Here is an 18,673-nt window from a genome sequence, read left to right as displayed (position 1 = left end):
ATGTCTATGGAACAATGAAAAGTGATGCATAATGTTTGATGGCAGATGGCAAGAAGGATGATACATGATTGAGTTGCTTGATCCTTTGAGACGATGCAGTTCGTCTGCCATCGCCGTTGACGGGACATACTGATAAGAGGGTCCCGTGAAAATAAATATAATGTGCCAAAGGCATGAAATCAGGCAGAAGACCCTAATGGGGCTTCTGTCTTTTTTTGTTTGAAATTCATTAAGAGGAATACGGAGACGGGAGAAAGGAGAGGGACATATGAAGGGAGGAAAATCAGATGAGAAAGCCAAGTGGAGTTCAGAATCGGCATTAACGGCAGTTCTTGGTTTAATTGCAGTGGCTTTACTGTTGACAGGATGTCTATGTAGGGGATTGTTTTATGCTACGGACGTATATCCCATGGTACTCATGGCATCAGGAAGTGTACTTATTTGGTTTGTTTTGTTCATTATGTGCTTTAATGCACCGAAGACGAGAGGGCAGTTAGGGATTGCTCAGTGGTTGGATTACCTCAAACGACTATATGGGGCGATTATGCAGTATGCTCACTTCCGCTGGATGCTTTGGCCCCTGGCAATAGCAGTCTGGTTTGGCCTGCATATAGGGCTGGGCTCTGTCAGTGTACAGGGAAGCTTGGAGGAGATGCTGCGCTGGAGCCTTCTGGCGATATTTGCATTGCTAACAGTTATGTTGGCCGCACGCGCGAACGGAGCGAAATGGTTTGCCTGCGGCTGGCAATTGGCAGGCGGCCTGCTTGTTCTAAGCGGAGTGCTAGCCGCGTGCGGTGTGCTGCCGCTGCCTTATGGGGTCATGCGAACCGCTGACCCTGAGATCAGCTCCGCCGGAGCCAGGCTCGGCGGATTGCTGCAGTACCCTAATGCGTACGGTGCCATCGTTGGCATGTACGCATTGGAGCGGCTGGCTGCCGCCGCGCGCGCTATGGCCCGGCCGTTGTCGGCCGGGCGGCTCATCGCGGCAGCACTGCCGCTCATGCCCGCGCAAGCCGCGCTCCTGCTGAGCGAGTCGCGCGGCGCTTGGCTGGCGACCGGCTGCGCCGCGGTCGCCGCCTTCGCTTTGCAGCGGCGCGGTGCCCGCCTGCCGCTGCTGCTGGCCACAGCCGCGCCCTTGGCGTGCGCGGCCTGGCTCTACCGCCAGCTGGCTGCGGCCCAGCTGGCGCCTGCACCCGTGCCCGGCCTGCTGGCACTGGCCGGAGCATGGGCAGCTGCGCTGCTCGGCACGCTGCTGCTGTGCCGTTTGTGGCACAGCGGCGCTCGTGCACGCGCCGCTGCCCTCACGGCCACAGTGCTGGCGGGAATCGCCGCCGCCACTGTGGCCGTGGCCTCCACAGCCGACCGCATGGCGGCTGGTGTCGGCACAGGGCTGTCCCGCCTTCAGATGTGGCGGGACGCCCTGAAGCTCTGGACCGAGGCCGCATGGCTGGGCCACGGGGGAGAGACATGGCGCAATATGTTTCGCGCCATCCAATCCTCGCCTTATGTCGGAGGCGAGGTCCACAACGGCTTCCTCGATCTGGCCCTCGATACAGGCGTGATCGGGTTGCTGCTCATCGCCGGATGGTTCTTTTCCACCCTGCGAACGGTGTGGAGGCATGCACCGCAGCTGCTGCCTTCGGTTATTGTTTTTGTCCTCCATGGCGCTATGGACTTTGACTGGAGCTTCACCTTCAATTGGATGATGTTCATTTGGCTTGGGGGCTGGGCCCTCTCGTCGTCAACTCTTCAGGAATCCGTGGCTGACAAAAAACGGTCTCGTTTTCTCCGTCCGTTAAGCCCGTGGCCTCAAGGGATATTAACGGGACTGTTCGTCATGTTTTGGCTTGGCGGCACAGTCTGGCTTGCTGGACAACAAGTGGCGGCAGAACAACAATATCGTTTAGCCATGTCAAAAAATACAGGAAGTGCTGAACAAAAGGTGCTGCTTACTGCGGCGTACAAGTTCAACCCCTACAGACCGGATATCGCCATCTCCCTGTCCCGTACGCTTCCAGCAAAAAAGGCTGACTCCATATTGGTGCAGAGCTTGTCCTTTTCCCCTGTTTCACCCCAACTCTACGGAGAGCTGGGGCGGTTAGCCGCTCAATCGGGTAGAGGAGAGTCGGCCGGGAACTATTTTGAACAAGGCCTGGCCCAGAATCGTTTTGACGCGTCCAGCCAGTCCCAAGCCCTGTATTGGATGGAACAGGCATCACGGAGGGAACTGGCGTCAGGGTATGCTGAACAAGGAAGGCAGACCGCTGCTGCTGGAGTAAGGATATATGAACGTTACAGACAACTGGCCGAAAAAGTAGCATTAGAGAAGGATAGAAATGATCGGCGTTTTGAGCTTGGAGAAGACGCATTACGTTACGGGGATAATCTGCGCCTCCTTGCTTTTGATCCACTTGCTTCAGAGGTGACCAGAAAGATTCCCTGAATATCTGACCTCATCCAACGCTAAAAGAGAACGAGATCCATGAAAACAATGATTCAACTTTTAACGGCATGAACGATCTCGCATTGATCCATTGAAAGTATTGCTTTACGCCTCAGTTCGGGTTATTCAAAATCAAGCAATATGCTGTACTATAAGCTGTTCGTCTACCTGTCCAGTACTCCGAATTTACAGGCGATATCCGCCAAACGCATTCTTAAAGGCAGCTTGCAGTGGTTCTACCTCCACACCCCATAGAGTCGCAATCTCTAAGCTGACATCCGCGTTCCACCATTCGCATAATTTTTTGCGATTATCCCGATTTTCTCCGATCCAGAGCAGATTGGTGATGACCTTCCCATAATACAATTCTTCCGCCTGCTTCATCAGCTCTGGGGAGATATATACCTTTAGCTTTTTGGCTGTTCGATACAGCTCTTTGCTGCATGCTCTTCGGATACCGCGGGCAGAAGGCAGTTTCTGGCCTGGGGTGTTATGTTTGACCGGGGGAGTACCGGGTGCTGATTTGAATGACATCTTCTCACGCTCCTCTCCCGATACCATATGCAAACGCCTGCCTGCGGGACACTATCCCAGACGGGTGAAGTAGCAACAGCTACAGGCCTGTGATAAAATAGGGACGAACATCCATGGTGCGGAAGGGCACTGCCAATCAGGATGAAGAAAGAGGGTCGAGATGGACGTTATTCATAACATTGTCAATCAATTATTCGATTGGATTCAGAGTCTTGGATACTTTGGAATTATGCTTGGACTAATGCTTGAAGTTATTCCGAGTGAAATTGTACTGGCATATGGAGGTTTTCTCGTTTCACAAGGCCATATTAATTTTTTCGGTGCATTGATTTTTGGTACCGTGGGCGGTGTCATAGCCCAGCTATTTATTTACTGGATTGGCCGTTATGGCGGAAGACCTGTACTTGAACGCTACGGAAAATACATACTGATCCAGAAAAAGCACATCGACCATTCCGAAGAGTGGTTCCGCAAGTATGGGACAGGGGTCATTTTCACGGCGCGTTTTGTTCCGGTCGTAAGACATGCCATATCGATTCCTGCCGGTATATCCAAAATGCATACGGGTCGATTTATTTTGCTGACAACCCTCGCTGTTATACCGTGGTCTGCATTGTTTATATATTTAGGGATGATACTTGGAGATCAATGGCAACATATCAACGAGAAAGCGGCACCTTATATTATGCCGATTCTGCTCGTTGCTCTCGCACTTATGATTGTTTATGTACTTATTAAATGGATGAATGCTCGTAAAAAGAAGGGAAGTGTCTAGTTATGGGAAAACCAAACTTGTCTCACAAATTCGGTAAAGGTCTGCCACCGAAAGATTTCATTGAGAGCATGACGAAGAACCAAAGTGAGTTTCAGGCAAACTATGACAGCTTTGTATGGCCAAGTGAGGATGATCGTGGATTTTTCGAAAGCCTGAATCACCGCGATGACTTGCGTGTGTTAATTTTGGCTGCTGACTGGTGTGGCGATGTGGTACGCAATGTTCCAGTCGTATTCCAGGCGCTGGAAATTTCCGGCATTCCGACAGAAGTTCTTATTTTGGAAAATCACCCTGAAGTGATGGATGAGTTCCTTACGATGGGCGGACGCTCTGTTCCTGTCGTTATTTTTGCAGATACGGGCGGACATGTACTGGGTCAATGGGGACCTCGTCCGCAACATGTGCAGGAAGTTATGGTTGAATTCAAACGTCTCAACCCGGACCGTGAAGCAGCAGATTATCAGGATAATTTGGCTGTAGCACGTCAAGAGATTGGTAAACGTTATGGGGAAGGAACGGAGTCAAATGCAGCTATTATTCGTGAGTTGCGTGAACTGATTTCGGGTTACTGAGCCGATATGCTTAACATTCGTACATTTTCTTTGGGACCGCTCCAGACCAATGCGTATCTGTTGCAGGGTGATGATCCAGGTAAAGCCTTAATCATTGACCCTGGAATGAATCCGGGCTCATTACTCAAAGCCATTCAGGACCTGGAGATCGAAGCGATCCTGCTTACTCACGCGCATTTTGATCATATGGGCGGCGTGGATGAAATTCGCAAATTGAAAGGCTGTCCCGTTTATTTGCATGACTTGGAGAGTGATTGGCTTACGACGCCGAAATTGAATGGTTCTTTGAACTGGCCGCAGGCTACCCCGCCGCTTTCGACAGATCCAGCTGAATATGCCATGGACGAAGGGCAGACTCTGAACTTTATTGGTCATACGTTCAAAGTGTACCATACACCGGGACACTCCCCAGGCAGTGTAAGTCTGCTGTGTGGTGACGATCTCTTTGCTGGTGATGTTCTGTTCCGTATGGGTGTAGGCAGAACGGATCTGACCGGAGGCCGTGAACGGGATCTGATTGATTCCATCCAGAACAAGTTATACACCTTCGCGGATGAGGTCAAAGTGTATCCAGGTCATGGTCCCAAAACGACAATCGGTTATGAGAAGAAGAACAATCCTTACGTGTCTGCAAGATGATCCGACAATTTATGTGAAGAAAGTCTGGACAAGTGACAACTTTTTCATTAGAATAGCAATTAGTTGTTACAAGCGTTAAAGCACCATCTAACTGAAGCAATACAAAGAAACACCCTAACTTGCGAAGCACGCAGACTGTGGTCTATACCCGGTTTGCGTTCTTTTTTTGTTTTCAGCCACTTTTTTATCAAAGTTACATTCGTTTAACCCTACATACAGATCGTTGACAAGTATCTACAGAAGATCGTTCAATCTATTTAGCAAGTCGAATTATAATAAGCTTGAGATGATAATAGTCAGAAGAATATGAAACAATAGCTAATGAGAGCGAGGAATTAGAAGTGGAGAAAAAGCGAGTGATTCAGTTTGGACAACGTGCCGAGAACCTGATCATCGAAGAAAACCGTCTAGCAATTGAAAGTGGCAGAATAGAAGCAGTTACCCAGCGTCCTCAACTACATAACTACATGAATAATGAGATGAATCCAATCAAGGATCAACAGCAAAATATATGGAAAAGTCGTTTATTAAGCAGTGGAGCCCGCAACCAACCGTGGTTCGACAAACTGCAAGATTACCGAAATGAAGTCTGATTGCCCGGGAAATTGTCGGCTTCAGATTTTTTTTGGATTGAATTGAACGTTTCTGCAGAGCCTGTCGTAATAACATAAGACTGAGCGGAGAGCAGGTGATGATGCAGATGGAGGCAGCCGAACTGGAAGAGGTACAGAGAGCGATACATGGGGATGACAGTGCACTGGCAGAACTGCTGCAGCGTCACTACGCCTTTGTGTATAAGTATCTTGTCAAAGTAACGATGGACCCCAACGTTGCTGAGGAGACGGTGCAGGATACGATGATTCGATGTATGGAAAATATTTATAGATACGATGGCTCGTCTGCCTTTTCGTCATGGATGATTACGATTGCCACCCGTATATATATCGACAAGTCCAGGCGCAGGCGAAGAGAACAGATTTGGCTGGAAGCCATTCGGAATCAGGCTGTACGGAAATTGCGGTGGCAATTTGAGAGCCGGAATGAAGAATGGACAGATGTTATGGATGCCATGACAAGGTTAACCCCAGAACATCGTATTGCCGTCCTGCTGAAGCATTATTATGGTTATAGCTATGATGAAATTGGTGAAATGCTGGGTATTCCATCCGGAACGGCGAAGTCTCGAACTGCCTATGGCCTTCGTCAATTGAGAAAGGAGCTGGGTTGAGCATGAGCAGATCTGAGGAACAGGATGAACAAGAGATTCTGAAGCGGATGCAACAACAGATGAGAGTGCTCGATGATGCGTATGAGCCTGTAAACATTCCTTCATTAGCCTCCATTGAAGCCCAAGTCAAGGAACGAAAACAAATGAGACGACGAGCCAATCGGATCGAAATGATTTTTTTCTGGATTGTGGGATTGTTCATTATAGCTTTTGGTGCCTTATTGTTCCATTCGGCTCCAGCTCTATATTTGGGTATCCAGGCGATTAGCTTGTGCGCAGCGATTGCCGTGGGAGTAATCTGGTCAGGGAGACGCCGGAAGGAGACTCGTCATGAATGATCTGCATTATTCTTTAAATGAGATTCCTCTCATATGGCTTATTCTGATTGCCGTTCTTTTGCTAGTACAGGGAACATGGATCTTTCAGGATGCACGCAGACGTGCCCGTTTCCCCTGGTTATGGGGATTGTGGGGCATTACCGGATTCCCAACACCTTTGATCATATATTGGTTCATTGTGGTGCGAGCAGATCGCAGACCCCCTAAGCAAACGTCGGACAAATCATAGAGTTCACGGGTTGGAAAAAAGATTTTGCACAAATGTTTTGTTTAATTCTAGTAATCGTAGACAGCGCTATTCTTTTCTAGTAGACTATACAAATAATAAAAAGATAGACTACCAGGAGGTTAGACGATGCTGCGATTAGGAGAGAAGGTTGTCATCGTCGCGGATGCGTTTGAGCAGAATCTTCCTGTGGGGGAATATGGTTTCATCATCGCTTATGACCGGAATCCGGACAATGCGTTCGATTACGTGCTTCGAGTGCCGCAGGTGAATCGGAACTTTTTTGTTCCATCCGGCGACGTCGATCTAGAAGAGGTTCTGCTGAAGCAGGAAGCTGAGCGGGTCGAGCGAGAAGCGTTGATAGATTACGCCCTTGCGACACACAATGAGAAACTGTTTCATCATCTGATGAACGGAGATTTTCAAGCTGTGGAAGAGGAAGAGGAAACCGCGAACGATGTTATGTCCCAGGCGGATTTTATAAAGCAGGTTAACCTGCGTGCATGGATTTAGAATTTTAAGAGTCGGCTGATGCCGGCTCTTTTTTGATTAGACTGGAACATATGAACGTTGAAGCTCCTCATTATCCTGGTTAACGCGTAAAAATTCAGTTAATAGGTTTTGATAATTCGCATTAAAGGAAGACTCCCCTGATGTGGTGTTATTTTGCATATTCGGTAACTCGGGTCATTTGCATTGAATTGTCGAACTATCTCACCTATAATGAAAAAAGTTATCTTGGGACTTTAGCCCGTTAAACGGACGATTCGTTTTCGGCGGTTTCAGGAATTAGAACGAATGAAGGAGGCATCCGGAAATGAGTATTTCGAATAATGACGTTCAGCATGTGGCCAAGCTGGCCCGGCTTAATTTGACTGCTGAAGAAGAGCAAACCCTGACAGGGCAGCTGAACGCGATTTTAAAATATGCTGAGAAGCTGAATGAACTGGATACAGAGAACATTGAGCCTACCACTCACGTGCTGCACGTCAGCAATGTGATGCGTGAAGATGAGACGAAAGAAAGTCTGTCGATTGAACAGGTCATGCGCAATGCACCAGATGAAGAAGACGGGCAATTCAAAGTGCCTGCTGTAATGGAATAACGGATAACCGGAAGGAGGACGAATTACGTGAGTTTATTTGAACAATCGTTGCCGGAGATACATAACAAGCTGCACGCCAAGGAGCTGTCGGTCAGCGATCTGGTGAATCAGGCATATCAGAACATTGGTGAACGGGATGAAAAGGTTAAGGCTTATCTGGCGCTGGATGAAGAACAAGCACGTGCTCGTGCACGTCAACTGGATGATCGTCTCGTCAGCGGTGAGGAGAAAGGTTTGCTTTTCGGTCTGCCAGTCGGCATTAAGGACAACATCGTTACGAACGGACTGCGTACAACATGCGGCAGCCAGTTTTTGCGCAATTTCGACCCGGTGTATGATGCAACGGTTGTCGAGAAGCTGAAAGCGGCGGATACCGTGACGATCGGGAAGCTGAACATGGACGAATTCGCCATGGGCGGCTCCAATGAAAATTCAAGCTTCTACCCTGTACGTAACCCATGGGCACTCGATCGTGTTCCAGGCGGCTCCAGTGGTGGATCTGCTGCGGCTGTTGCGGCAGGAGAAGCTTATTTCACATTGGGATCAGATACAGGGGGCTCGATCAGACAGCCTGCATCCTATTGCGGCGTTGTTGGTTTGAAACCTACCTACGGACTCGTTTCCCGCTTTGGTCTGGTTGCATTCGCATCTTCCCTGGATCAAATTGGACCTTTGACGAAAAATGTCGAGGATTCTGCCTATGTGCTGCAAGCCATTGCTGGTTATGACGCCAAAGATTCGACATCCGCGAAAGTGGATATCCCGGATTACTTGAGCGGACTGACAGGGAATGTCAAAGGACTTCGCATTGCTGTTCCGAAGGAATACATTGGTGAAGGCGTTGATCCTCAAGTTAAAGAAACCGTCCTGTCTGCCCTGAAAGTCCTCGAAGGACTCGGTGCAACATGGGAAGAAGTATCGCTTCCGCATACCGAATATGCGGTGGCTACGTATTATCTGCTCGCTTCCTCAGAGGCTTCTTCGAACCTGGCTCGTTTCGACGGCGTGCGTTATGGTGTTCGTGCAGACAATCCGGAAAACTTGCTGGATTTGTACCACCAGTCCCGTAGTCAAGGTTTTGGTCCTGAAGTGAAACGACGCATCATGCTTGGAACCTATGCACTCAGCTCGGGTTACTACGATGCGTATTATTTGAAAGCTCAGAAAGTGCGTACGTTGATCAAACAGGATTTCGACGACGTATTTGCCAAATATGATGTCATCATTGGACCAACTGCGCCAACAACGGCATTCAAACTTGGTTCCCAAGTCGATGACCCACTTACGATGTATCTCAACGACATTCTGACTATTCCGGTCAGCCTGGCTGGTGTACCTGCAGTCAGCATCCCTTGCGGATTCTCGGATGGACTGCCTGTTGGCATGCAGATTATCGGTAAAGCTTTTGATGAAACGACCGTACTGCGCGTAGCGCATGCGTTTGAACAAAATACGGAATTCCACAAGCAGCGTCCGCAGCTGTAGACTGCCCGGAACGGAGGAATATAGAAATGTCCGCATCTAAATATGAAACGGTCGTTGGACTTGAAGTCCATGTCGAGTTGCATACAAACTCCAAAATCTTTTGCGGCTGCTCCACTGCCTTTGGAGCTCCGCCAAATACACATACTTGTCCGGTCTGTCTCGGACACCCAGGCGTATTGCCTGTATTGAATCGCCAGGCTGTAGATTACGCGATGAAAGCAGCCATGGCCCTTAACTGCACTGTTGCTGATGTCAGCAAGTTTGACCGCAAAAACTACTTCTATCCCGATTCTCCGAAAGCATATCAGATCTCACAATTCGATCAACCGATCGGTGAGAATGGCTGGATCGATATTGAAGTCAACGGTGAAACGAAGCGAATCGGCATTACGCGTCTTCATCTGGAAGAAGATGCAGGGAAGCTTACCCACGTGGACGGCGGCTATGCTTCATTGGTCGATTTCAACCGTGTTGGTACGCCGCTCGTGGAGATTGTCTCTGAGCCGGAGATTTCTTCTCCGGAGGAAGCTCGTGCATATCTGGAGAAATTGCGTGCCATCATGCAGTACTGTGATGTATCCGACGTGAAGATGGAAGAAGGTTCACTGCGTTGTGATGCCAACATTAGTTTGCGTCCGCATGGACAAGAGAAGCTGGGAACGAGAGCCGAACTGAAAAACATGAACTCCTTCCGTGGCGTTCAGCGTGGTCTGGAATATGAACAATTCCGCCAAGCGGAAATTTTGGACGACGGCGGCGAAGTGGTTCAGGAAACTCGTCGCTGGGATGAGGCTCAAGGGAAAACACTGTCGATGCGTGGTAAAGAGCAAGCGCATGACTATCGTTATTTCCCAGACCCGGACTTGGTGAAGCTGCATATCGATGCAGCCTGGAAAGAACGGATCAGAGCTTCCATACCGGAGCTTCCGGACGAGCGTAAAGCCCGTTATACCGCTGATTATGGACTGCCTAATTATGATGCTGAGGTTATTACCTCTTCCAAAGCGGTCGCTGATCTTTTTGAAGACAGTCTGAAATACACCAAGGATGCCAAAGCCGTATCCAACTGGATTATGGGTGATTTGCTTGGTTATTTGAATACAAGCAACCTTGAATTGACTCAGGTGCCACTGACTGGCCAAGGTCTGGGTGAGATGATTGGATTGCTTGAAAAAGGTACAATTAACAGTAAAATCGCCAAAACGGTATTTAAGGAAATGCTCGAGAGCGGCAAGCTTCCACAGCAAATTGTTGAAGAAAAAGGTCTGGTCCAGATTAGTGACTCAGGTGCCATTCTCGCGATTGTGGAGCAGGTTGTTGCGAACAACCCGCAATCCGTGGAAGATTACAAGGCTGGTAAGCAGAAGGCCATTGGCTTCCTCGTTGGTCAAGTCATGAAAGAAAGCAAAGGCAAAGCCAATCCGGGACTAGCCAATCAACTGCTTACAGATGTACTGAACCGCTAATCCATCCGGTGAGGCCGGACAGAAAGAGGCTCGTCCCTGTGACAGCCTCTTTTTGTTAGGGCATAAGTTTGATTTTATTGTCCTGGATTCAGTGGACGTACGAAGGAGATGAGGTAGGTTATGAAGATTCAATCTTTGTCATTGAATGATCTGGAGACCGTAGGGCAGCTCTGGCGACTGCAGCATGTAGCTTATCGGCTCGAAGCCGAGATCATCGGGTTCCAGGAAATTCCGCCTTTGATGGATACGATGGAGACACTTCAGAACTGTGGAGAGACTTTCTATGGCTATCTGGACACGGATGGGGAATTGCTTGGTGCGATTGCGGTGGATGAGGAAGAGATCAATACATTGACGATCACACGCATGATGGTGCATCCTGATCATTTTCGTAAAGGGATTGCTGCTGCTTTGATGACGTATGTGTTTGAACAGTATCCGGATCTTCCGCGTTATATCGTTTCCACAGGAACGTTGAACCAGCCAGCCGTGAAATTGTATACCAAATTCGGTTTTAAGCCCGTGGAGGTTGTACAGATTGCACCTGGAGTGGAATTAACGACATTTCATAAGAATAAAGATTAATGATGTGAACAACTGGAGGAGGAATACCGGCTTTGGGCAATCCCTGGTTAATAGATGAGTGGCACATTTTATTGCGATTATTACTGGCTATGCTGCTTGGAGGGCTTGTAGGCCTGGAGCGGGAGCGTTCCAATCATGCTGCCGGTCTGCGTACCCATATTTTGGTATGTCTTGGATCTGCACTAATCATGATGTTGTCTATTTATGGTTTTAAAGATTTTGCAAATGAATTAAACGTAAGAATTGATCCGGCCCGTCTGGCTACAGCCGTTATTACAGGCGTTGGGTTTCTCGGAGCGGGCACGATTCTTTTTACCGGCAAATCGATTACCGGACTGACAACGGCGGCTTCCATTTGGGTTGTGGCAGCCATCGGACTAGCAACAGGCGCAGGATTCTTTTTTGCCTCCATCGTGTCAACCGTCTTGGTATTACTTAATCTCTGGGTATTCAACAAGTTGGAGCTTAGGTATATACGAGGAAACAAACTGCATGTCGTTACACTTCATACTTTGTCTGAGCCCGGTTTTCTGGAACAGGTATCTTCTTTTATGGAGCAGGAGAAGATCAAAATCCGTAAAATAACGGTGAATGAACAGGATTTGGCTTATGCTGAAATGATATCGGTTGAACGCAAAATTGAAATTGTGCTGCATGTCTACATGCCACATGAATTGAGTGCAGTGCATCTCGTATCCAAGTTAAGACAGTGGGAACATGTAACGAAAGTGTCAGTCGAATAATTGAATTAAACCCTCTGAGGCCTTTAGTGCCGGAGGGTTTTTGCTCATAACCATATTTCTTCCAGTTACTCTCCCGGCTCTTTAGGGTACTATCTAACCAAATGCATGAAGAGCGGGAACATCAGCCCGGAAGAAAGGAGTCGTTTATGAAACGCAAACGTCAGTCGAACAACACTTCCAGCGGAACGCGCGGAAAACCTGTCCGAAATCGAACTCACAAGTTTATTGCCGGGTTACTAAGTGCGGTTATTCCGGGTCTGGGCCATATTTATCTCCGATTATACATGAGAGGTCTGACTTTCATGATGCTTGTACTTCTGGACTTGTCAGCACTCTTGTACTTCTCAACCATTGGAATACAGATCAATGTACCATTGCTTATCCTGTTGGCGTTGTTTATTCCGGTGATTTACTTTTACAATGTATTCGACGTATTGCAATCTGCGGACTGGGTGATGATGCGCAGGAGAAGAGCGGTTACCCACAATAGCTCGGACAAGCCCATTCCTAATGAACGTTCTGCAGGGGAAGCCATGATGGTGTGGGAAAGAGGCATTTCGTTTGGATTGCTCCTGATTGTAGGGGGATCGCTGCTGGTATTGTTCTTTCGTAAACCACGTTGGTTTAAAGAGTTAATCGCTGTGTATGGCGGATACACTTTTGCTGTTCTGATGATCGCAGGAGGACTAATCCTTTTCGGACGGGAAATCTGGGTCATGCTTCGCAAGAAGAAAATCTAATGTGAACTATTCAAGGAGGGATAGCCATGAACCGTAAAGTCCGGGTCGGCCGCTATACGGCTGCCGCCTTACTCGTAGCTGTCGGTGTGCTGTTGATTTTGGATAAACGGTGGGGAACGGACTATGTATATGAGATGGTCGATTGGTGGCCCCTCTTGCTCGTTGTGTTAGGTGTAGAATACATACTGTTGTTCTTAGTGACACGTCGAAGAGGGAATGCAGGTTCAGACAACCAAGGTGAGAAAATTAAAATGCGCTTCAGACCTGATGCGAAGGGCATCCTGACGTCCCTTGTCCTGACGGCTTCTGTATTTATCGTTTCTGAGCAGGATCATTATATGCATTTGTGGAACAGGGTGAGTCTTAATCTCGGAGCGGCATCCATGGACTATAGTCAGGCAGCAGGATATATGGAAGATAAGGGCACGATTCGGGTGCCTGTAGGTATGGATACATCGGACCTTGTTGTTGAGGGAGTGAACGGGGATATCTCGATACAGCGGGGGGATACGGAAGAGATTGAAGTGCGCACGGTAGTTTGGGTGGATCAGACAACTGAAGTACAAGCCAAAGCAGTGGCGGACGCTTCTTTTGTTGAGGCAGACGGGACAAAAGTGATTCATATCAAGACTACAGGCAAAACGTATGGAGAGAACGAGAAAACACAGCCGCGGATGAATATCACCATAACGATCCCGGATGATCGTCGTTTCAATCTCGATATTCGGACGTCCAATGGAGCCATATTGTTGAATCGTCCGGAAGCCATTAGTACCATTTTGGCCGAGACCGGAAATGGACGGATAAGAATTACGAATGCCGTAGGTGATATTTCCGGTAAAACGCTGAATGGTGATGTCGTTGTGGCAAATGCGATCGGAAATGTGGACTTGAACAGTAATCGTGGGGACATGAAGGCCCGTGGGGTTTCTGGAAATGTGAATCTGACTACACAAGTCGGAAGTATTAACATCACGGACTCCGTCGGAGAGATCACAGCGGATACCCGAAACGGAAATATCAATGTAGACGGCGCAAGTTTGGCAGTTAAAGCTCAATCCCTCAATGGGAGTATAAGTATTGTTTCCGCCAAAGTAGGCGGTGACTGGGACGTTTATAGCGCTGTAGGTGCTATTAACATTCTGCTTCCGGAGCGGGGGGATTATAGCCTCAGTGGTTCCAGCAGTTATGGAGATCTGCAAACGGATCTGCCGTTTAAAGTGAAGAATAAAACGATTGAGGGCCAGCTTGGTGAAGGAGAGTATACGGTTAAAGTTGAAGGTAACAGCGACCTTACTATTGATCGTAATCCTGCAGTGCCTCCTGTTGGAACGAATTCATTGGATTCGGAAGATACAGACAATAACTTGGAACAAATGACCGAAGACGGACAGAATTCCCAAGACCAAACGTCCGAAGTTCCCTGACTGGCGCGTTGACAATAAACTTGCAATCGCCGTACAATAAATATAAACTGGCAAGGTTACACGGCAGGAAAATGTAATGTCGTTGTTCCAGCCGAGGATCAACTCTGAATGAAGAGAACATGTGATCATACATTCTGTCTCTGCAGAGTAATGAAAGGTAAGGCGGTGGGTTTTATGGCAACACGTGTCCAACATGCGTTGGAGCATCTGAAAACGACCGGTGTCCGTATTACACCCCAGCGTCATGCCATATTGAACTATCTGATGGAATCCATGGGGCATCCGACAGCCGATGAAATTTACCGTGCGCTTGAACCCCAGTTTCCCAGTATGAGCGTGGCGACTGTATATAACAATTTGAAGATGTTTCTGGAAGCGGGCATGGTCCGGGAGTTGACATACGGGGATAACTCAAGTCGCTTCGATGCCAATGTGACGGATCATTACCATGTTATCTGTGATAAATGCGGCAAGATTGAAGATTTTAGTTATCCTTCGCTAAAAAGCGTGGAGCTCCAGGCGGAGTCAAGTACAGGATTTGAAGTACATGGTCACCGGTTGGAAGTATATGGTGTTTGTAAAAGTTGCAGGGATTAAGAGAGATGAATTACAATATTAACGTGCAGAATTCAGTTTGGATTCTTCACGTTTTTTGTTTTTAGGACGATAGAATGTATATAGTCTTCAGCAGTTTAGCTATTTCATGATTCAGCATGATTAACGGAGGTAGACGTTTGAGTAGAAAAAGCAGATATACACGTCAGAAGCGCCGCTCGTTCTGGCCTGGATTTTTGGCTGCCTGTGTTGTTGCAGGCGGTGCTTATTGGCTAATAACGAATGTTTGGCTTAATCAGATTCACGAAGACCCCGACTGGATTGGTATGAATCAACCTATTTTTGTAGACGGACAATTGATGGATGGCGAGGCTTCAGGAACGGGAGATCAGCTTAAATTGCCCGTATCGGTGCTGCAAGAGGCGATCGATTCCGGAATACGTTATGAAGCAGACACAGGAGATATCATTATTGCAACACCGCAGCGAGTACTCCATATGAAGGAAGGCAGTACGAAAGCGGAACTTAATCATCGAGATTATCCCATGACGGTTAAACCGGAGGTGGTTGGGGGGGAAGCTTATATTCCGCTCAAACCATTGAAAGAAGTATATGGGATAGCTATACAGGAAGATGTTACAACGGGTGCCGTTCTGCTGATGCGTGGAGGTGACACGATTCAGTATGCGGAGATTAATACATTGTCTTCCAAGGCAGACAAAACGGTTCCTTTGTACAAACGCGGGGGAGAATCTTCTCCCATCATCGCCGATATGGAGCAGGACGCACGAGTAAGGGTATGGCAGACAGGTGATGACCAGAGCTTTGTTCAGTTGGATAATGGTTATGCCGGTTATGTGGCTAATAAGTATGTCACTCTTACGGAGAAAAAGGAACTGGACAAGCCTAAATTTACCCTGACTGCGGCGGAGAAAAAGTGGCAGAATAAACCGGTCAACCTGGTTTGGGAAGCCGTATACAACCGACAGCCTGATGTGTCTTCGATTGGCAAGATGCCTGGAGTTAATGTGGTAAGCCCCACATGGTTCCATATTACAGATGGACAAGGCAACGTAAAAAGTAAAGGGGATAAAGCATACGTCAACTGGGCTCACCATTCCGGCATGGAAGTATGGGGCTTGATGGATAACAGCTTTGATCCGGATGTTACGAAAGAAGCCGTGGCCTCATATGAGACACGTACGCGTATTATAGAGCAGATGCTAGAGTATGCACAGACGTATCATTTGGACGGCATTAACATTGACTTTGAGAATGTCTATACAGACGATGGACCGAATATCACTCAATTTGTCCGCGAAATCAAAGCAATGGCGCGCATTCATGGTTTGATGCTCTCGGTTGATGTTACGCCGAAATCGAACAGTGAGATGTGGTCTGCTTTTCTGGATCGTCGCTCGTTAGGCTCTTTTGCCGATTATATTGTCGTTATGGCGTATGACGAGCACTGGGCTGCGAGTCCAAAGGCCGGTTCGGTTGCCTCGCTTCCTTGGACCGAGTCTTCTATGAGAAAGATCCTGGAAGAGGATGAAGTACCATCGAACAAATTGATTATGGCTGTGCCGCTATATACTCGAATCTGGACGGAAGAGACCAATGATCAAGGAGAAGTGAAAGTGTCCTCCAAAGCGGTAGGCATGAGCACCGTCGCAGACCTGATCAAGGAAAAGAAACTCAAACCTGTTCTGGATAAACAAAGCGGACAGAATTATGTGGAATATTCCGAGGATGGGGCCACTAAGAAAATCTGGATAGAAGATGCCGTTTCGCTTCAGGCACGTGTTGATTTGGTTGCTTCGTTGAAATTGGGTGGAGTAGCTGCATGGAATCGAAGCTTCGCCGATGCATCGGCATGGGAGACGCTAAAACAGGCAGGGTATTCGAAATAAACATGAAATAGCTCTCTTTGAACTTATATATTAATTAATTTAAAAGTGCTTCTGAAATTCAAAAAAAGGTCCGGTGAAGATACCGGGCCTTTTTTCTGTCTCTGGGCTTTGATGAAAAGAAAATCTAGCTGTTGGAACTCATGCCATGATCTGTGTCGGAAGGGGATGGAGGTGTGGAATGCGCTTTCAGTTGTGAACTGGTAGTATTGGCCTGATTAGGGTCCAGGGTAAGGATGGTGTGACAGAACATACAACGATCCGTCTTGCCGAGCATTTTGGTTAACTTGCCACATTCCGGACAGTCCACTTGTACTGCGCTTGTGGAAAGCATACCAGCCCAGAAATAAATGGCCAGACTAGCCATCATGGCTATCAGGCCGATGACGAGTCCCACAGCAGCAAATACTTTGCCTGCGTGTCCCCAGAACACAATTCCGGCCGTTCCCAGTACCATTAGGCCCATGCCTAGCATGGTAAGCAGTAGTCCCCAAGTGCGAAAAGCATTAATTTTTGCTGATTTAAAAATCATGAAAAATGCTCCTATCGTATGAGTAGTATCGGACCTGGATAAGAAGGAAACTTCAGCCTACATGTAGAATTACATTATAACTGACTTGGCGCTTATCTGCCATGAATTGTATGGAGGGAATCGTGGAACTAAAGAACCTTGCTTTTTTGTCCGAACAGTCGGAAGAGACAGGGGCAGTTGGGGCTATCGCTTATTCCCACCCGGGAGAGCGATTCCACGGCTCCCTAATCCAGGATTTTGAATTGCTCGTACTTGTTGTTCATAATACCGACCAGTTGATATCCAAGGTTGGACACTACAAATATGGTGATCTTCGTTATCAAATAATCTATGTCAGCCGTCATGAGCTGCAGAGCAGTGTAATCACGGGGGATAACAATAACATCATGCAGTGCCTAATTGAAGGTGAGATCATCTGGGAAGCGGATAACGCCTTGAGTGATTTGCGAGAGGAACTATCTGCTTTTGGAACCGAACTGCGTGAGCAAAAGCTGCTACATGAATTCGCCAGTTTTTTGAGAATGTATGTGGAAGCGAAACGTTACATTCAAGAAGGCCATGTTGTTGATGCCTATTACAATGTACTTGAGGCTCTGGGGAACTGGGCAAGAATTGTACTTATTGAACAGGGGATCTACCCAGATCATGCGGTCTGGACACATGTGCAGAGTTTGGATCGTGCTTTGTGGAAGCTCTATCAGGAGCTTACAGTAAGTTCAGAGACTCTGGAACAGAGAGTTGAGCTTGTGCTGCTTGCTTGTGAATTCTCAGTGATGTCCAAAATGAGCGATTGCTCTGGATTGCTTCTGCGTGTGCTTGGAAGTCGAAGAGAGCCATGGAGTATGGATGAACTTGTCCATCATCCACAGTTGAGATTCGTACGGGAGGATTTGCCGCTTATCCTTCGTAAGCTGGTGTTTCGTTCTATAGTAAAAGAATCGGCAGGATGGCCATCCTTTATAGGAGGAGATGGGCGGGAAATCCGCTATTGGATTGAGGCGTAGTTACTCGTGAAGCCTGACGTTATATGGATTATAAAGTGGGAGGGGAAACCTTCCTTTTTTGTTTGTTTAATAATTTATAAAAAGAGGTTGACTCTTATTCAGGAAATATGATACATTATATTTCGTTCCTCAAACGAGCTTATCGTCAACAAATGATAAATTCTGCATAGGAATTAGTGAAGAACGGAAGCTTCAAAAAAAGAAATTAAAAAAAGTTCTTGACGAAAACAAACGAGATGTGATACATTATTTAAGTCGCCGCCGAAAACACGGTTGAGACGAAAAAGAGTAACGCAAATCGAGTTTGATCTTTGAAAACTGAACAACGAGTGAGTAACGATCTTGCTTGCAAGATCGACGCTGAGAAAT

21 protein-coding genes are annotated in these 18,673 nt (G+C 47.5%); 19 read left to right on the top strand and 2 right to left on the bottom strand.

The annotated features are described in order from the left end of the window. Window positions 1-268: 268 nt before the first annotated feature. Window positions 269-2,443, top strand: a complete 2,175-nt coding sequence (locus BUA17_RS27000) for an O-antigen ligase family protein (RefSeq protein ID WP_072735548.1) — start codon at window positions 269-271, stop codon at window positions 2,441-2,443. Between the two features lie 186 nt (window positions 2,444-2,629). Here BUA17_RS27000 and BUA17_RS26995 read toward each other — a convergent pair whose 3' ends face one another. Further along, window positions 2,630-2,977, bottom strand: coding sequence for a dehydrogenase (locus BUA17_RS26995; protein ID WP_072735631.1), 348 nt, complete (start codon window positions 2,975-2,977; stop codon window positions 2,630-2,632). 160 nt (window positions 2,978-3,137) lie between these two features. Between BUA17_RS26995 and BUA17_RS26990 the strand changes: the two genes are divergently transcribed. The 17 genes from BUA17_RS26990 (at window position 3,138) to BUA17_RS26910 (ending at window position 16,771) form a co-directional block, all read left to right on the top strand. Then, window positions 3,138-3,752 carry an undecaprenyl phosphate transporter UptA gene (locus tag BUA17_RS26990; RefSeq protein ID WP_063566612.1) on the top strand — a complete coding sequence of 205 codons (615 nt, stop codon included), beginning with the start codon at window positions 3,138-3,140 and terminating at the stop codon, window positions 3,750-3,752. A 2-nt stretch (window positions 3,753-3,754) separates the two neighbouring features. Beyond that, window positions 3,755-4,324 (top strand): thioredoxin family protein, encoded by a 570-nt coding sequence (locus BUA17_RS26985; RefSeq protein WP_063566613.1) that lies wholly within the window; start codon window positions 3,755-3,757, stop codon window positions 4,322-4,324. 6 nt (window positions 4,325-4,330) lie between these two features. Then, window positions 4,331-4,963 carry an MBL fold metallo-hydrolase gene (locus BUA17_RS26980; RefSeq protein WP_072735547.1) on the top strand — a complete coding sequence of 211 codons (633 nt, stop codon included), beginning with the start codon at window positions 4,331-4,333 and terminating at the stop codon, window positions 4,961-4,963. Window positions 4,964-5,304: 341 nt separating this feature from the next. Further along, complete coding sequence (locus tag BUA17_RS26975; protein ID WP_139295747.1) at window positions 5,305-5,556, top strand: hypothetical protein; 252 nt, start codon at window positions 5,305-5,307, stop codon at window positions 5,554-5,556. A 107-nt stretch (window positions 5,557-5,663) separates the two neighbouring features. Continuing rightward, the gene (gene sigY, locus BUA17_RS26970) at window positions 5,664-6,191 is read left to right on the top strand and encodes an RNA polymerase sigma factor SigY (RefSeq protein ID WP_072735630.1); all 528 of its coding nucleotides are present in this window, start codon (window positions 5,664-5,666) and stop codon (window positions 6,189-6,191) included. A gap of 2 nt (window positions 6,192-6,193) precedes the next feature. Continuing rightward, on the top strand, window positions 6,194-6,529 hold the full coding sequence (locus tag BUA17_RS26965) for a YxlC family protein (protein ID WP_072735545.1): 336 nt from the start codon (window positions 6,194-6,196) through the stop codon (window positions 6,527-6,529). Beyond that, window positions 6,522-6,758, top strand: coding sequence for a hypothetical protein (locus BUA17_RS26960; protein ID WP_072735544.1), 237 nt, complete (start codon window positions 6,522-6,524; stop codon window positions 6,756-6,758). Before BUA17_RS26965 ends, BUA17_RS26960 begins: the two co-directional genes overlap by 8 nt. A gap of 126 nt (window positions 6,759-6,884) precedes the next feature. Beyond that, complete coding sequence (locus tag BUA17_RS26955) at window positions 6,885-7,268, top strand: hypothetical protein (protein WP_024631336.1); 384 nt, start codon at window positions 6,885-6,887, stop codon at window positions 7,266-7,268. A 304-nt stretch (window positions 7,269-7,572) separates the two neighbouring features. Further along, the gene (gatC, locus tag BUA17_RS26950) at window positions 7,573-7,860 is read left to right on the top strand and encodes an Asp-tRNA(Asn)/Glu-tRNA(Gln) amidotransferase subunit GatC (RefSeq protein WP_063566618.1); all 288 of its coding nucleotides are present in this window, start codon (window positions 7,573-7,575) and stop codon (window positions 7,858-7,860) included. A 27-nt stretch (window positions 7,861-7,887) separates the two neighbouring features. Next, entirely contained in the window at window positions 7,888-9,345 is a 1,458-nt protein-coding gene (gatA, locus tag BUA17_RS26945) for an Asp-tRNA(Asn)/Glu-tRNA(Gln) amidotransferase subunit GatA (RefSeq protein WP_063566619.1), read from the top strand. 26 nt (window positions 9,346-9,371) lie between these two features. Continuing rightward, window positions 9,372-10,811, top strand: a complete 1,440-nt coding sequence (gatB, locus tag BUA17_RS26940; RefSeq protein ID WP_063566620.1) for an Asp-tRNA(Asn)/Glu-tRNA(Gln) amidotransferase subunit GatB — start codon at window positions 9,372-9,374, stop codon at window positions 10,809-10,811. 120 nt (window positions 10,812-10,931) lie between these two features. Continuing rightward, the gene (locus BUA17_RS26935; protein ID WP_063566621.1) at window positions 10,932-11,396 is read left to right on the top strand and encodes a GNAT family N-acetyltransferase; all 465 of its coding nucleotides are present in this window, start codon (window positions 10,932-10,934) and stop codon (window positions 11,394-11,396) included. Window positions 11,397-11,428: 32 nt separating this feature from the next. Then, window positions 11,429-12,139, top strand: coding sequence for an MgtC/SapB family protein (locus tag BUA17_RS26930; RefSeq protein WP_063566622.1), 711 nt, complete (start codon window positions 11,429-11,431; stop codon window positions 12,137-12,139). A gap of 146 nt (window positions 12,140-12,285) precedes the next feature. After that, complete coding sequence (locus tag BUA17_RS26925; RefSeq protein ID WP_063566623.1) at window positions 12,286-12,879, top strand: hypothetical protein; 594 nt, start codon at window positions 12,286-12,288, stop codon at window positions 12,877-12,879. A gap of 26 nt (window positions 12,880-12,905) precedes the next feature. After that, on the top strand, window positions 12,906-14,306 hold the full coding sequence (locus tag BUA17_RS26920) for a DUF4097 family beta strand repeat-containing protein (protein WP_072735543.1): 1,401 nt from the start codon (window positions 12,906-12,908) through the stop codon (window positions 14,304-14,306). Window positions 14,307-14,480: 174 nt separating this feature from the next. After that, entirely contained in the window at window positions 14,481-14,903 is a 423-nt protein-coding gene (perR, locus tag BUA17_RS26915) for a peroxide-responsive transcriptional repressor PerR (RefSeq protein ID WP_024631328.1), read from the top strand. Window positions 14,904-15,040: 137 nt separating this feature from the next. After that, window positions 15,041-16,771: a glycosyl hydrolase family 18 protein gene (locus BUA17_RS26910; RefSeq protein ID WP_083584880.1), complete on the top strand. Its 1,731-nt coding sequence runs from the start codon at window positions 15,041-15,043 to the stop codon at window positions 16,769-16,771. Window positions 16,772-16,895: 124 nt separating this feature from the next. Here the strand turns inward: BUA17_RS26910 and BUA17_RS26905 are convergent, their stop codons facing one another. Then, the gene (locus BUA17_RS26905; RefSeq protein WP_053778954.1) at window positions 16,896-17,300 is read right to left on the bottom strand and encodes a YgzB family protein; all 405 of its coding nucleotides are present in this window, start codon (window positions 17,298-17,300) and stop codon (window positions 16,896-16,898) included. Between the two features lie 122 nt (window positions 17,301-17,422). On the opposite strand from BUA17_RS26905, the gene BUA17_RS26900 reads away from it, so the two are divergent. After that, window positions 17,423-18,304, top strand: coding sequence for a nucleotidyltransferase-like protein (locus tag BUA17_RS26900; protein ID WP_244552237.1), 882 nt, complete (start codon window positions 17,423-17,425; stop codon window positions 18,302-18,304). Window positions 18,305-18,673 lie beyond the last annotated feature (369 nt).

It is taken from the genome of Paenibacillus sp. ov031 (genome assembly GCF_900143165.1).
In the GTDB taxonomy this organism is placed as follows: Bacteria; Bacillota; Bacilli; order Paenibacillales; family Paenibacillaceae; genus Paenibacillus; species Paenibacillus marchantiae.
The sequence above is the reverse complement of the archived record's forward strand: the minus strand, read 5'-3'. Positions and strand labels throughout refer to the sequence as shown.

Excerpts from the sequence above, each read along its gene's own strand:
- BUA17_RS27000 (WP_072735548.1), top strand. The coding sequence starts at position 269 with ATGAAGGGAGGAAAATCAGATGAGAAAGCCAAGTGGAGTTCAGAATCG.
- BUA17_RS26995 (WP_072735631.1), bottom strand. The coding sequence starts at position 2,977 with ATGTCATTCAAATCAGCACCCGGTACTCCCCCGGTCAAACATAACACC.
- BUA17_RS26990 (WP_063566612.1), top strand. The coding sequence starts at position 3,138 with ATGGACGTTATTCATAACATTGTCAATCAATTATTCGATTGGATTCAG.
- BUA17_RS26985 (WP_063566613.1), top strand. The coding sequence starts at position 3,755 with ATGGGAAAACCAAACTTGTCTCACAAATTCGGTAAAGGTCTGCCACCG.
- BUA17_RS26980 (WP_072735547.1), top strand. The coding sequence starts at position 4,331 with ATGCTTAACATTCGTACATTTTCTTTGGGACCGCTCCAGACCAATGCG.
- sigY (WP_072735630.1), top strand. The coding sequence starts at position 5,664 with ATGGAGGCAGCCGAACTGGAAGAGGTACAGAGAGCGATACATGGGGAT.
- BUA17_RS26965 (WP_072735545.1), top strand. The coding sequence starts at position 6,194 with ATGAGCAGATCTGAGGAACAGGATGAACAAGAGATTCTGAAGCGGATG.
- BUA17_RS26960 (WP_072735544.1), top strand. The coding sequence starts at position 6,522 with ATGAATGATCTGCATTATTCTTTAAATGAGATTCCTCTCATATGGCTT.
- BUA17_RS26955 (WP_024631336.1), top strand. The coding sequence starts at position 6,885 with ATGCTGCGATTAGGAGAGAAGGTTGTCATCGTCGCGGATGCGTTTGAG.
- gatC (WP_063566618.1), top strand. The coding sequence starts at position 7,573 with ATGAGTATTTCGAATAATGACGTTCAGCATGTGGCCAAGCTGGCCCGG.
- gatB (WP_063566620.1), top strand. The coding sequence starts at position 9,372 with ATGTCCGCATCTAAATATGAAACGGTCGTTGGACTTGAAGTCCATGTC.
- BUA17_RS26935 (WP_063566621.1), top strand. The coding sequence starts at position 10,932 with ATGAAGATTCAATCTTTGTCATTGAATGATCTGGAGACCGTAGGGCAG.
- BUA17_RS26925 (WP_063566623.1), top strand. The coding sequence starts at position 12,286 with ATGAAACGCAAACGTCAGTCGAACAACACTTCCAGCGGAACGCGCGGA.
- BUA17_RS26920 (WP_072735543.1), top strand. The coding sequence starts at position 12,906 with ATGAACCGTAAAGTCCGGGTCGGCCGCTATACGGCTGCCGCCTTACTC.
- perR (WP_024631328.1), top strand. The coding sequence starts at position 14,481 with ATGGCAACACGTGTCCAACATGCGTTGGAGCATCTGAAAACGACCGGT.
- BUA17_RS26905 (WP_053778954.1), bottom strand. The coding sequence starts at position 17,300 with ATGATTTTTAAATCAGCAAAAATTAATGCTTTTCGCACTTGGGGACTA.